Source organism: Psychromonas sp. SP041 (genome assembly GCF_000470315.2).
GTDB lineage: Bacteria > Pseudomonadota > Gammaproteobacteria > Enterobacterales > Psychromonadaceae > Psychromonas.
The window spans coordinates 20,469-33,173 of record NZ_CBRF02000018.1 but is presented as its reverse complement, the minus strand read 5'-3'; the positions used below and the strand labels follow the sequence as shown (position 1 = coordinate 33,173).

Annotated in this window: 12 protein-coding genes; 9 read left to right on the top strand and 3 right to left on the bottom strand. The window is 37.6% G+C overall.

The annotated features are described in order from the left end of the window. Positions 1–80 precede the first annotated feature (80 nt). Complete coding sequence (locus tag SP041_RS11485; protein WP_137297819.1) at positions 81–695, top strand: FKBP-type peptidyl-prolyl cis-trans isomerase; 615 nt, start codon at positions 81–83, stop codon at positions 693–695. Positions 696–1,183: 488 nt separating this feature from the next. Here SP041_RS11485 and SP041_RS11480 read toward each other — a convergent pair whose 3' ends face one another. Both SP041_RS11480 and mtnN read right to left on the bottom strand, forming a co-directional pair. After that, positions 1,184–2,158 (bottom strand): cobalamin biosynthesis protein, encoded by a 975-nt coding sequence (locus SP041_RS11480; RefSeq protein WP_025563061.1) that lies wholly within the window; start codon positions 2,156–2,158, stop codon positions 1,184–1,186. Continuing rightward, positions 2,158–2,853: a 5'-methylthioadenosine/S-adenosylhomocysteine nucleosidase gene (mtnN, locus tag SP041_RS11475; protein ID WP_025563060.1), complete on the bottom strand. Its 696-nt coding sequence runs from the start codon at positions 2,851–2,853 to the stop codon at positions 2,158–2,160. The genes SP041_RS11480 and mtnN overlap by 1 nt, the downstream gene beginning before the upstream one ends. Before the next feature lie 140 nt (positions 2,854–2,993). Here mtnN and tyrS point away from each other — a divergent pair, with 140 nt between their 5' ends. Together tyrS and SP041_RS11465 are read left to right on the top strand one after the other, a co-directional pair. Then, on the top strand, positions 2,994–4,265 hold the full coding sequence (tyrS, locus tag SP041_RS11470; protein WP_025563058.1) for a tyrosine--tRNA ligase: 1,272 nt from the start codon (positions 2,994–2,996) through the stop codon (positions 4,263–4,265). A gap of 12 nt (positions 4,266–4,277) precedes the next feature. After that, positions 4,278–4,991, top strand: coding sequence for a hypothetical protein (locus tag SP041_RS11465; protein WP_025563057.1), 714 nt, complete (start codon positions 4,278–4,280; stop codon positions 4,989–4,991). Positions 4,992–5,137: 146 nt separating this feature from the next. On the opposite strand, the gene folE is transcribed toward SP041_RS11465, so the two are convergent. Next, positions 5,138–5,710 carry a GTP cyclohydrolase I FolE gene (folE, locus tag SP041_RS11460; protein ID WP_025563056.1) on the bottom strand — a complete coding sequence of 191 codons (573 nt, stop codon included), beginning with the start codon at positions 5,708–5,710 and terminating at the stop codon, positions 5,138–5,140. Between the two features lie 646 nt (positions 5,711–6,356). On the opposite strand from folE, the gene SP041_RS11455 reads away from it, so the two are divergent. The 6 genes from SP041_RS11455 to SP041_RS11430 all read left to right on the top strand — a co-directional run bounded on the left by SP041_RS11455 (position 6,357) and on the right by SP041_RS11430 (position 12,705). Next, positions 6,357–6,773, top strand: a complete 417-nt coding sequence (locus SP041_RS11455; RefSeq protein ID WP_025563054.1) for a cupredoxin domain-containing protein — start codon at positions 6,357–6,359, stop codon at positions 6,771–6,773. 3 nt (positions 6,774–6,776) lie between these two features. Continuing rightward, a complete protein-coding gene (locus SP041_RS11450; protein ID WP_025563053.1) occupies positions 6,777–7,649 on the top strand; it encodes an FTR1 family protein in 873 nt (290 codons plus the stop codon). Positions 7,650–7,814: 165 nt separating this feature from the next. After that, positions 7,815–9,230 (top strand): imelysin family protein, encoded by a 1,416-nt coding sequence (locus SP041_RS11445; RefSeq protein ID WP_205961193.1) that lies wholly within the window; start codon positions 7,815–7,817, stop codon positions 9,228–9,230. 142 nt (positions 9,231–9,372) lie between these two features. Beyond that, entirely contained in the window at positions 9,373–10,809 is a 1,437-nt protein-coding gene (locus tag SP041_RS11440; RefSeq protein ID WP_025563051.1) for a di-heme oxidoredictase family protein, read from the top strand. Next, complete coding sequence (locus tag SP041_RS11435) at positions 10,806–11,807, top strand: hypothetical protein (protein WP_025563050.1); 1,002 nt, start codon at positions 10,806–10,808, stop codon at positions 11,805–11,807. Before SP041_RS11440 ends, SP041_RS11435 begins: the two co-directional genes overlap by 4 nt. Next, positions 11,797–12,705, top strand: coding sequence for a sterol desaturase family protein (locus tag SP041_RS11430; protein ID WP_037048056.1), 909 nt, complete (start codon positions 11,797–11,799; stop codon positions 12,703–12,705). The genes SP041_RS11435 and SP041_RS11430 overlap by 11 nt, the downstream gene beginning before the upstream one ends.

The window sequence follows — 12,705 nt, the reverse complement described above, 5'->3', positions numbered from 1 at the left end:
TTAAATCTTATTTTTGTTCCCCATATTATTAATTAACATCGATGGGGAAACCCAAAAATTCTTAAAAAGAGAGAACATATATGTCTGATTATACTACTCAAGAGCAACAAGCAAGTTACGGTATCGGTTTACAAATGGGTGAGCAACTTGCTTCTAATCCTTTTGATGGTCTAGAAATCTCAGCTGTTTCTGCTGGTATTGCTGATGCTTTTGCTGGCGCAGAAAGTAAAGTTTCTCAACAAGATCTACAAGCAGCTTTCCAAGTGATTTCTGAGCGCATGCAAGCAGCTGCTGCAGAGCAAGCTAAAGTATTAGGCGCAGCTGGTGAAGCATTCCTAGCTGAAAACGCTAAGAAAGAAGGCGTTACGGTTACTGCATCTGGTCTTCAATATGAAGTAGTTGCAGAAGGCGAAGGCGAAAAACCAACTGCTGAATCTACAGTAAGTGTTCATTACCACGGTTCTTTAATCGACGGTACAGTATTTGACAGTTCAGTTGAACGTGGTCAACCTGCTGAATTCCCAGTTGGTGGCGTTATTGCTGGTTGGACTGAAGCATTACAACTAATGTCTCCAGGCGGAAAAATGAAATTAGCTATCCCTGCAGATCTTGCATACGGAGAGCGTGGCGCAGGTGCTGCAATCGGCCCACACGCTACATTAGTATTTGAAGTTGAATTATTAGCAATTAAATAATTTAATTCTAACGACGTTAAGTTTTGTTACTTAATGAGTTAAAAAGCCCTTATCTGTTGTCAGATAAGGGCTTTTTTATTGCTGTTTTTAGACAGTGATTCAATGAGGTTATTGATTAGTGTTCGCTGGTTCGAGTTAGCCAAATACATTTGTTAGCGATTAGTGCTTCAATTTAATTAATAAAAGTGGGCGTGTTCTTACTGCTTGAATTTATACCAATCACACTAATTAACTGATCTATTTTACTGGTTAAAATAACTTATTTCTTCGTTGTAAATTTCGTAAATGGAACAACCATTTAGCTCAATTTACGCCTTAAACTAAATTATTTTTCCAGCGCAAAATTTAGATCACTTATTTAATGTAATCGGTATTACTGCTTGAATTCAGTCATAAATGCGAGCTGTTTCTTTGAAAATCGCTTATCTATTTAACGACATTAACAGTCTCTTCTGTTACTAGAAAAGTACTTATTACAAAACAAGGACTTAATAACTGCCATTAAAATAAGCAACAATCTGCGGGAAAAATTCGTAGAGGCTAATACAAATTAACCAAAACCAAGCACTTAACCCTAAGCGTTGAATAGCTAAACTGACTTTATCCGCCGTTGGTTGGCTATCAATACCAATGCTGGCATAGGTGACTTTCTCTGATTCATATAAGCGAACACCACCAAGTTGTGTTTGAATGCTTAATGCAAAACTACTTAGTAATAAACCTGAAGAGAAGTGATGCCAATCAACGCTTTGCTTGAATTTTTTAAAGAGATGCTTGATCGGTTTATCGTACAAAGAAAATGTAAAGCTAACGAGTATATGTACAGGTAATTGAAGTAGTCTGGTAATGAAAGAGGGTAGTTGACCAAAAACTTTATACAGTGGCAATTTACAATTCCATTGTTGTGTACAAATATGCATTAGTTGATAAAACAAAGCACCATAAAGGCCACTGACTAGATACCAAAAAATAACCGCAAACCATCCATTTGTTAAATGTAATACTAGAGATTCAATGGTCGCTTTATTGGTGCCTAATAAAGATAACGGTTTTGTTTCACGTAATGTGAGTGGTGATAAGAATAACTTTGCCGTAGCCAAACTATTATGTCGTAGGTCACTATTAATTTGCTTGTAGACGTTCATTTTGTCGTGCCAAGACAATAAGCTATACATCACTACGATATCAATCACAAAAGGTTTAAACGCCACTACATATAATTGGCTGATGATTAAGACGATGGGAAAATAGATTAATAAAAAGGCGAGTAAACTAGCTAATCGTTTATATCCGTCACTGCGTTCCGGCAGGTTAACTTTAACCGCTATTTGTTTGAAAATAAGTGAAAAAGCGGAAAGGGGATTAAGATCTTTAGGTAATGAGAAACAAAACGAACACAGCGCAGCAAACATAAAGCTGAAATAAACGCTGTGTTGTTCCATTAATGCTAATGTGTCCTGCATTAATTGATTCTATCTACAATCGCTTCCACTAAGGTAGAGGCATTTTTAGCGGCAACAGGTAAGAACTCTTCAAAAGAAAGCTCTGATTTTTTACCTGCAATGTCAGACAGTGAGCGAATAATTACAAACGGGACTGAAAATTGGAAACAAACCTGTGCAATCGCAGCAGCTTCCATTTCACAAGCCGCCATGGTTGGGAAGTTAGTACGCGCTACTTCTGCTTTTACTGGATCAGCCATGAAGATGTCACCAGTACAAATAAGGCCTTTGATGATGTTCAAGCCTGGTAATGTTTGTGCAGCCTGTTCAGCAATATCAATTAATGAAGGCGTTGCTGCAAAAGCGGGCGGTAATTGTGCCATTTGACCAATTTCATAACCAAAAGCCGTTAAATCTACATCGTGAAATCTTACTTCTGTTGAAATAACAATATCTCCAACATTTAAGTTTTTATCATAACCACCGGCTGAACCCGTGTTAATGATTGTGTCAGGAGAGAACTTTTCTAACAATAAAGTCGTTGCGACGGCTGCTGCTACTTTACCAATACCTGATTTTGTTAAAATAACTTGTTTGCCGTTAAGGTCACCTTGGTAAAACTCACAACCTGCAATGCTAGTTGTTGTTACGTTATTCATTGCCGATTTTAGGATGCTAACTTCTTCATCCATTGCTCCAATAATGCCTATTTTCATGTAATTTTCTCTTTGTTATATCAATAAAGATGTAATGCTAACATATTGTTTGCGATATCTTCACTCTAAGGTTTTTTTGTGGCAAGTAACTGTGTAAAATCCAGTGTAATTAATATTGCTAGCAAACTAGGAAAAAGTAAATGAATGCCTTACTCGAAGATTTAAAAGCGCGTGGCCTAATTGCCCAAACAACCGCAGATGAAGAACTACATGAACATTTATCTAGTGCGAGCCGTACTTTGTATTGTGGTTTTGATCCTACTGCTGATAGTTTACACATTGGTAGCCTAGTGCCTTTATTGATTCTTAAGCGTTTTCAAGAAGCGGGCCATAAGCCGTTAGCATTAGTGGGCGGAGCAACAGGTTTAATTGGTGACCCAAGTTTTAAAGCCGCTGAACGTAAATTAAACAGTGATGAAATTGTCGGAAATTGGGTAGACTCAATTAAAAAGCAAGTTAGTGCGTTTATTGAATTTGGTGAAAAAGACAATGCTGCCGAAGTTGTTAATAATTTAGATTGGATTAGTAAAATGGATAGCATCTCGTTCTTACGTGATGTAGGTAAGCACTTTAGTGTGAATGCTATGATCCAAAAAGAATCCGTTAAACAACGTATCGACCGTGAAGGTGCTGGTATTTCGTTTACTGAGTTCAGTTACATGTTATTACAATCTTATGATTTTGCTGCGTTAAATAAAGAAAAAGCCTGTACGCTACAAATTGGTGGTTCTGATCAATGGGGGAACATCACGGGTGGTATCGATTTAACACGCCGTATGAATCAAGAAAAAGTATTTGGTATTACGATGCCGTTGGTAACTAAAGCTGATGGGACTAAATTTGGTAAAACCGAGTCAGGTACAATTTGGTTAGACCCAACTAAAACATCGCCTTACGCTTTCTTCCAATTCTGGATCACAACATTAGATGCAGATGTTTATAAATTCTTACGTTACTTCACTTTCTTATCTATTGAAGAAATTGCAGAAATTGAAGAAAAAGATAAAACCATTAAAGGGCGTCCACAAGGACAAGCTATTTTAGCACGTGAAGTAACACGTTTAGTGCACGGTGAGGAAGGGTTAGCATCAGCAGAACGTATTACTGAAGCATTATTTTCTGGGAACTTAAGTAGTTTAAGCGAGTCTGATTTAGCTCAGTTAGCGCAAGATGGACTTCCTGCTACTGATGTTGACACTGAAAGTGCTTCTATTGTTGAGTTATTAACGAGTTGCGAATTAGCTGCATCGAATAAAATGGCTCGAGAATTTGTAAATAATGGTGCTGTGATGGTGAATGGAGACAAAGTCACTGATACTGAAGCAACTATTCAAAAAATAGATGCATTATTCTCACGTTACACATTAATTAAACGTGGTAAGCGTTTATTTAATCTATTTATTTGGAAATAAAAGAGAATTCGTATGATCTTAAAAAACTATACCTTAAAAAATAGTGTCTTAAAAAGCTGCGCCTTAAAAGCGACGGTTGGCACATTTGTTGGCTTATCTTCTTTTGCTGCATTAGCAGCAGATGGGACAGAGCAGCCATGGGTGGATATGAGTGACCCAACCGCTGTTTATTCTAGTGCGACGATTGGTGGTGGTACTGAAGGTATTGACTTATCTGCATCTTACGGTGGTTATTTAAGTGGTGTTTATAAACATCGTTTTACTGTTGCAGCTAAACATGATTTAGATTTTTATGAAGTAAACTACTTATTATTAAATGCAAAGTCTAATTCAGGTGTTACTTTTGATAGTAGTTGGAGTGAAGATATCCGTGCTGATGGTAATGATTTCGATGATGTAAATGATACCTCTATTGGCTTCTTTGCCAAGCTTGCTTTTATGGATAATCATCTTAACTTTTACCCGAAAGTGAGTGTTGGTTATTTGTGGGATGGTGATATCGAAGACACTACCTATGTTAAATTTGATGCGACGACACGGTATACATTTAATCGTATGTATTGGGTTGGTATTACGCCAAGCTATGCACATGGTTTTAAAGGTGCTGACCTTAACGAATGGGAAGCAACGATAGACGCAGGTGTTCAATTATCTGATACGTTTGGTTTTAGTGTTAGCGCGAATGACGATGAAGAATTTACTGCAAATGTAACTTTTGCATTCTAATATTTCGTACTGATGTAAAGTGCTAGCTGAAACACTTGTTTTAAGCGAATAAAAAGCCTGATTAATATCAGGCTTTTTTGTATTTATTTTATAGGTAAATCAGACTTTACATTAAAAAAAGGGCTTACCATTGCTTATTAAAAAGCTTATTTTCTTAAAGAAGACGACACAATTGATAAGAATTCATCTTTAGTCTTTTTATTCGATTTAAATAAACCTCTCAATGCAGAAGTGACTGTCGTTGAACAGATTTTTTGAACACCACGCATCTCCATACACATGTGTCTTGCATCAATCATTACAGCAACACCTTTAGGCTGTAGATGTTCATTTAATGCATCACAAATCTGCTCAGTCAGTTGTTCTTGAATCTGTAGGCGCCTAGCAAATACGTCGATGACTCTAGGTATTTTAGATAGGCCTACAACCTTACCATTAGGGATATAAGCGACGTGTACTTTGCCAATAATTGGCAACATGTGATGCTCACATTGAGAATAAAACTCGATGTCTTTGATAACAACCATTTCATCATTAGTAGAAGTGAACAGCGCTTTTTGAAGAATTTCTTTTGGATCTTGAGTATAACCGCCACACATAAATTCAAAGGCTTTTCTTACTCGAGAAGGGGTGTCTATTAGACCTTCTCTCGTTGGATCTTCACCTACATGTTCAAGCATTTTTTTAACCGAATTCTCGAACTCTATATTTTTGTCCATGAAATGTTTCCTTTAACTTTTGTTATATTTTTATATGTGAATTTAAGAGGTGAAACAGAGAATGTACCCATTGAATCAGGCCTTTATAATCATTCAATTACCGTTATTAATAAGCTTAATTTAAATAAAAATCATGATAACAATATTTATAAATATCAGTTTTATTTCAATGACTATTATTCATGTTATTGAGAACACACACTTAACTTAATTAATGTTGAGTATGTTATCAGTATTCATGGTCAGCAAGAAATAAAAAAGACTGAATTAAAGTCAGGTTTTTCAGGTTTATGTTTCATCATATTATTTTAAAGATAAATGATAGAGAAAATTCGGCATTAATTTGAAAATACGGCACAAATTCAACATGACACCTCACAGATTTATATTGAACTTATTCTCAAGTTCAGTCGTATGTCTTTTTTTAAAAACAAAGGGTAAATAAACAGATGGATTTTTTAGAACACTATTTTGACAAAAAGCTAACTCGAGAAGGCATGCAATGAGATAAATATAATTTCTTAAATAGTAATGATAGTTATTATTGCTTATGATGTTTTATTACTTTATGATCCACAATGTTAATAAAATTGACAAAGTTGAGGGATAGACCTCACTTTTATAACCAGATATTTGGATATTTTCAATGAAATTTGTTCGTGATTTTTTTATTTCCTCTTTTATTGCTGTTATCTCAGTTAATTCTTTCGTTTCAGCAAGCGAAGCTTCAGTTAGTTCACAAAAAGACGCCGATGGTTTTAGCGTTGAATTGAATGACCCCCGTTACACCAAACTTAAAACTTACCTTGTAGAAATGAAAGATGGTGACTTAATTCCTGCTGAATTAGTCGTACCAGAAAAAACAAGATTCCGTATCGTGATTCGTAATATTGGCAATAAACCTGCTGAATTTGAAAGCAATCAGTTACGCCAAGAAAAAGTCTTGTTCATGAAGGCAGAAACCAGCGTCGTTATCATACCTTTAGATATTGGTACTTATGATTACTTCGATGATTTTGCACCAACAACGCTAGGTAAAATTATAGTAAAAGGTAAGGAATAAAAAATGGGTCAGACTATATTCGTCGTATGCAGAGAGAGCATTGAAGCGCTCTTAGTAATTGGAATTCTGTATGCTTGGATGAATGATAGGCAGGATGCCAAAACGGGGAAAAAATGGTTGTTTGCCGGAATACTAGCAGGATTCGGACTAGCAACATTACTCACATTAACATTGATTGGTGTGACAGATATTTTAGGCGGCGAAGCACGTACTTGGTTTGAAATCGGTATGTTGGCATTTGCAAGTGCATTAATTGTTCAGATGGTTATGTGGATGCGTGTTCACGGCCGAACGTTAAAGCAAGAAATTGAAAGTGGCTTAGCAACAAACTTGAGCGGTGAAAAGAATTGGTGGGGTGTGTTCTTCCTCGCGATGATAGCAGTAGGGCGTGAAGGATCTGAAACAGTGATGTTCCTTTACGGTTCTCTTTTACAACTAGATTCTTTTGCATCGTACATGAGCTTCTTTATGGCAGCGGCTATTGGTTTAGCACTGGCGATGATTTTATTTTATGCCTTACAACTAGGTGGTCGCTTCATTTCATGGAAATGGTTTTTCCGAGTGACTGAAATCATGTTGCTTTTCTTAGGCTCAGCTTTGTTTTTAGCGGCTTCAGAAAAACTATTAAGTGGTCCTTTAGGCGCAACTGAATTGCCAGCGTGGATGTATAGCAACATGTGGGATATGACCAGTATTTTAAGTGATAGCTCAATATTAGGTAATTTATTGGCTTCATTATTTGCTTATCGCTCACAACCGATTGGTTGGGATCTGATGATATTAAGTACTTTTTGGGTTGCAGTATTACTGTTGCTTAAATGGCAATCAAATAAGAAGTCTAAACCTATTGCGCATCTAACGGCTGAACACGCTTAAAGCGATATAAAAAGTTATATAGAAAGCTATATAGAAAGTTAAAAAATTACATACACCAATTGCAGAACACAATTAATACAGTTGCAGGAAGCAATTAACACAATGAGTTTTATTGATAACGATAAAACTCACTAACGTTTTTAATGTACATCCAGGAGTATAAAAGTGAAAAAGACAATGTTAAGCACGATGATCGCAGGAGCTTTATTAGTTTCAGCTTGTAACTCAGAATCAGAAAAACCAGCAGTACCGCAAACTGAAGCGCCAGCAGTAGAAGCTGTAGCAACAGAAGCGGTAGCGAAGACTGAAGCAGTAACTGGTCTATCTCAGAGTGATAAGTTAGCGACATTATCAACTTATGCAAATATTGCTTCAGCTAACTACTCAGATGCTGTGAAAGATGCAAAAACATTACAAACTGCAATCAGTGCTTTTGTAAAAGCACCGACTGATGCAACATTACAAGCGGCTAAAGATGCTTGGTTAGTCTCTCGTGAAAGTTACGGCACAACAGAAATATTCCGTCTTTCAAATGGTCCTATCGACGCTGAAGACGGTTGGGTAGCTGAAACTTATGGTGGTGTAGAAGGTGAGCTTAACTCATGGCCTTTAGATGAAAACATGATCGATTACACTGTTGATGCTAACAATGAGCGTACTAGCGGTAACATTATTGATACTGTTGGACTGTTTACACCAGGCGGTGAAGATGTAACTGCTGTTGACGTAACAACACTAACACCAGCAGTATTAGGTGAACTAAATACAAATGGCGGCGATGCAAACGTAGCAGCTGGTTACCATGCCATTGAATTCATGCTTTGGGGTCAAGATCAAGATTACAACAACATGATCGAAGACACTATCAGCAATGGTGCGATGACTGCTGGTCAACGTCCATTAACTGACTTCACAATAGATAAACTAGCTGAACGTCGTCTTGCTTACCTTGGCTCTGTTGCACAAAAAATGGTTGATGATTTATCAATTGTAGCAAGTGCTTGGGAAGATAAAGTAAATGGTGATAAAGGTCTTTACCGTGCTGCTTTATTAGAGCAATTAACAGGCGATCAAGCATCTAAAAATATCGAGCTATCTACTGCGTTAAAACAAATCTTTGCAGGTGTTGGTGTATTCTCTAAATCAGAACTAGCTAACGAACGTATTGCTGTTGCAGTATTAACGCCAAGTGAAGAAGATGAGCATTCATGTTTCTCTGATAATACACACCGTGATATTGCATTGAACTATCAAGGCATTAAGAACGTATTACTAGGTGAATACAAAGGTAAAAAAGTAGGTCCAGCTTTCATTGATAACTTATCAACTGAAGAGCAAGCTGAAATTGCTACATTAATGGCTGATATTGAAACGCGTATTGCGACCATCAACACATTAGCAACAACAACAATGCATTTTGATTACCAGATTCGTCCAGAAAACGAAGAAAGTGTACAAAACATTGTCACGCTTAAAAACCAATTACGTCGTCTAGGTGACCAAATGGTGACTGTGTCTAAAGCGTACGGTATTTCATTAACAACTAATGATGTTACTGATGCTGAAGAAACACAACTTTAAAACGATGTAACTGGTGATACTGTCGTCAATGTTATTGTCATAAATAACATACAGTAAGGTTATTAGTTTAAACGCCACTATCCGGAATCGGTTGGTGGCGTTTCTCGTTACCTATAAGTGTAATTTATTTTGAAAGTGAAGTATGAAAATCAATTCTAATAAGGCAGTAAAAAATACACTCAAAGGCATTTTTTTATTTCTTGCATCGAGTCATTTTGTTCATAGCGAAACGAACCTCAGTGCAAATAATACGACGAGCAAGACCGCTAGCAATGCTAATGCAGATGAATTTACTAATGCAGCTGGTAGTAAGCCTTTTTCTCATCAAATTAAGATGAACGATACCGAATTTGACCAGTATATTCTTGGTCGCTCTTTTTTTACTATCCCATGGGTAGAAGCACCCAGTGCAACAACAGCACGCGATGGACTAGGCCCACATTTTAGTTCGAATACCTGTGTGAGTTGTCATATCAATAACGGCAGTGCGCCAACCATTAGTGACGAAAACCAACCATTACGCAGTTTAGTTTTTAAGTTAACACAGCCAAGTAAACACACATCTCGTTGGTTAGTGAATAATCTTGATACGCCAATGCACGATAGTGTACCTGATCCCGTTTACGGTGCCCAAGTGTCAATCAGAGGCAACGGCAAAGTAAAACCAGAAGCACAAACAAGATTAAAAACAGAATCTCATTCTTTTACCTATCCTGATGGTCAATCACTAACGTTAACGACTTTCATTCCGTATTTAGATAAATTAGCCTACGGACCGTTAGCGAAAGACACTGTGATTGCATTAAGACAACCGCCTACATTAGCGGGTTTAAGATTAATAGAACAAGTTTCAAATGAACAAATACTTGCATGGGAAGACCCACTTGATACGAATAAAGACGGTATTAGTGGTCGTGCAAACTGGTTAAACGCACCCGATCAAGCTGAAAAAATATTAGGGCGTATGAATTGGAAAGCCAGTGCACCGAATATTGTTGGACAAACTGCCAATGCCGCTGCGCATGATTTAGGGCTAACCAATCCTTTTTTCCCTGAAGAACTTTGCCAACCAGCACAAGCAGATTGTTTGGCTGCACCTCGAGGTGATGAAACAAGATTGGGTAGTTTAGATTTACCTATGTTGCGTTTACAAGCCATTGCTTCTTTTATTCGCGATCATAAAGCACCTCAATCTGTTGCGTTAGATACTACCGCGCGTCAAGGAAAAGCATTATTTGAAGAAGTCGGTTGTGGCGGTTGCCATCGCTCAACATTAACGACGACTAAAGGAGTTGAATTTCACCCTTATTCTGATTTACTCTTGCACGATATGGGTGAGGCACTACAAGATGGACGCCCAGAGTTTCTCGCAACTGAACGAGAATTTCGTACTGCGCCTTTATGGGGAGTAGGGGCACGTGTTCGTGCACAACATCGTTTTTTACATGATGCACGAGCGAAAACACCGGAAGAAGCGATTCTTTGGCACGGTGGAGAAGCTGAAATAGCTAAATCAAAATTTATTAAACTAGACCAAACTGAGCGTTTGGCCTTGTTACACTTTCTGGAGCAACTATGAAAATTTTTACCCCCCTGTCAGCTATTTGTTTACTTAGCGTACCTTTGGTTAGCCATGCTCAGCTGAGTAATGCACAGGAAAAAGACCCTTATGCTTCAATCTATGACCATGTTATTCAGCAAAATGCGGATAACGCAGTGCAATATTGTGCAGATTTACAAACGTCTTTAGAAAGCAAATCAAGTGATGTGCGTCACCAAGCATTTGTGCAACTGGCTGAAGGCTGGGGACGAGTCCAAGCAAGTTACATTCTTGGTGATTATGATATGAATGCCATGGACTATCCATTAATGGTTGATTACTTCCATAGTGGCAATGAAAACATTCATGAAAGCATTGAGCGTTTAGTAGGACGTGATTCAAAACCTTCAACCGCATTGTACAAAAACTCTTATAAAACCATGGGCGCTATTGACTCAGTCATGTTCAGTGGAGAATGGTCTGAACGTAGAAAAGAGTTTGCAGAAGTCATGGTAGCGAACGTGTGTAAACGATTTACGCAGATTAGTGATGGTTATAAAGCCAATCGTGATGCGTTTCTTTTCGATGTAGACAGAGGACTGTCATTAGTCGTGAATGCTGAGATTGAACATATTTATAAAACACGAGATTGGCGTATTGCACAAGTGAGTGGGTTAACTAAAGCCAATCTTGGTGAAACTAAACCTGAGCATCAACAATACCCATACAGTGAAGCATCTTGGGCATTTATTGGTGGGATTTTAGAGACCAATAAACAACTTTTAGGCGAAGATCAACAACCGAATGTAGCGACTATTGCTTATGAAAAGCACGGTAAAGAAGGTATTCATGCTGTGCAAGTAGCGTTAGCGTCTTCATTGGAAGCTTATAAAAATACACCTGTTGATCATAACTTTAATTTAAATGACATGATCCCAATATTTCAGGGATTGTTAGATGTTCAAAAAGCCTTTTACAGACACTTAGTGAGTCAAATTGGCGTATCGGCGAATTTAATTGATGCAGATGGCGATTGATACACCCTTAGCGTTATTCATGAATGGCAGTAGCCGCATATTCTGGGGTTACCTTATTGTTAGCACTGTCATTGCTATTGGTTGGTATGTCTTTAAAGTGGGGGCAATTTCAGCGCCCACGTTAAAGGCTTATTGGTTTAATGCTGACTCAAAATTAGATTACCGTTATTTTGTATTCAATTGGATATTCAAGGCATTATTTATAGTGCCTGTTCTCTTGTCAGCGAACACCGTTGCCCTATGGACATTGAATTGGTTGAGTTCGGTATCGGAGCCTTTATTTTTGTCTTGGTACTATCGCGATATTATGGTCGCGTATACCTTAAGTTTATTCGTGCTCGGTGATTTTAGCCGCTATTGGTTGCATCGCTGGCTGCATACCAATCGTTGGTTATGGAAGTTTCATCAGGTACATCATAGCGCTGAATCATTGAATCCATTGACCTTTTATCGTTTGCATCCGGTAGAAATTATGCTGTATGCATTACGTAATGCATTGGTTGCTGGTGTGGTGACGGGGATCTTTGTTTTTTGTTTTGGTGCACGGCTTAATCTTTATTCGGTATTAGGTGGGAATGCCTTTGTTGTCATTCTATTTTCTTTTACTGGTAACTTGAGACACAGCCATATTCGCTTAAGTTATGGGCGTTGGTTAGAGCGTTTATTAATATCGCCTGCACAACATCAAGTTCATCATCAACAGAAAAATATTCACAAAAACTTAGGTAGTGTATTAGCCCTATGGGACTGGGTATTTGGAACATTAAGGTTATCAAAAGACGTGCCTTTAGATCAAAAGTTTGGTTTAGGGCGAGGTAAAAGGGAAAAATTTGATGGCATTGTAAAAATTATTATTCAGCCATTTTTTGATATTTATAGAAGTATTAGACGGAATTAA

Bases quoted from the DNA above. Each gene is read 5' to 3' on its own strand.
- SP041_RS11440 (WP_025563051.1), top strand. From the start codon at position 9,373: ATGAAAATCAATTCTAATAAGGCAGTAAAAAATACACTCAAAGGCATT.
- folE (WP_025563056.1), bottom strand. From the start codon at position 5,710: ATGGACAAAAATATAGAGTTCGAGAATTCGGTTAAAAAAATGCTTGAA.
- SP041_RS11455 (WP_025563054.1), top strand. From the start codon at position 6,357: ATGAAATTTGTTCGTGATTTTTTTATTTCCTCTTTTATTGCTGTTATC.
- SP041_RS11465 (WP_025563057.1), top strand. From the start codon at position 4,278: ATGATCTTAAAAAACTATACCTTAAAAAATAGTGTCTTAAAAAGCTGC.
- SP041_RS11430 (WP_037048056.1), top strand. From the start codon at position 11,797: ATGGCGATTGATACACCCTTAGCGTTATTCATGAATGGCAGTAGCCGC.
- tyrS (WP_025563058.1), top strand. From the start codon at position 2,994: ATGAATGCCTTACTCGAAGATTTAAAAGCGCGTGGCCTAATTGCCCAA.
- mtnN (WP_025563060.1), bottom strand. From the start codon at position 2,853: ATGAAAATAGGCATTATTGGAGCAATGGATGAAGAAGTTAGCATCCTA.
- SP041_RS11450 (WP_025563053.1), top strand. From the start codon at position 6,777: ATGGGTCAGACTATATTCGTCGTATGCAGAGAGAGCATTGAAGCGCTC.
- SP041_RS11435 (WP_025563050.1), top strand. From the start codon at position 10,806: ATGAAAATTTTTACCCCCCTGTCAGCTATTTGTTTACTTAGCGTACCT.
- SP041_RS11480 (WP_025563061.1), bottom strand. From the start codon at position 2,158: ATGCAGGACACATTAGCATTAATGGAACAACACAGCGTTTATTTCAGC.
- SP041_RS11485 (WP_137297819.1), top strand. From the start codon at position 81: ATGTCTGATTATACTACTCAAGAGCAACAAGCAAGTTACGGTATCGGT.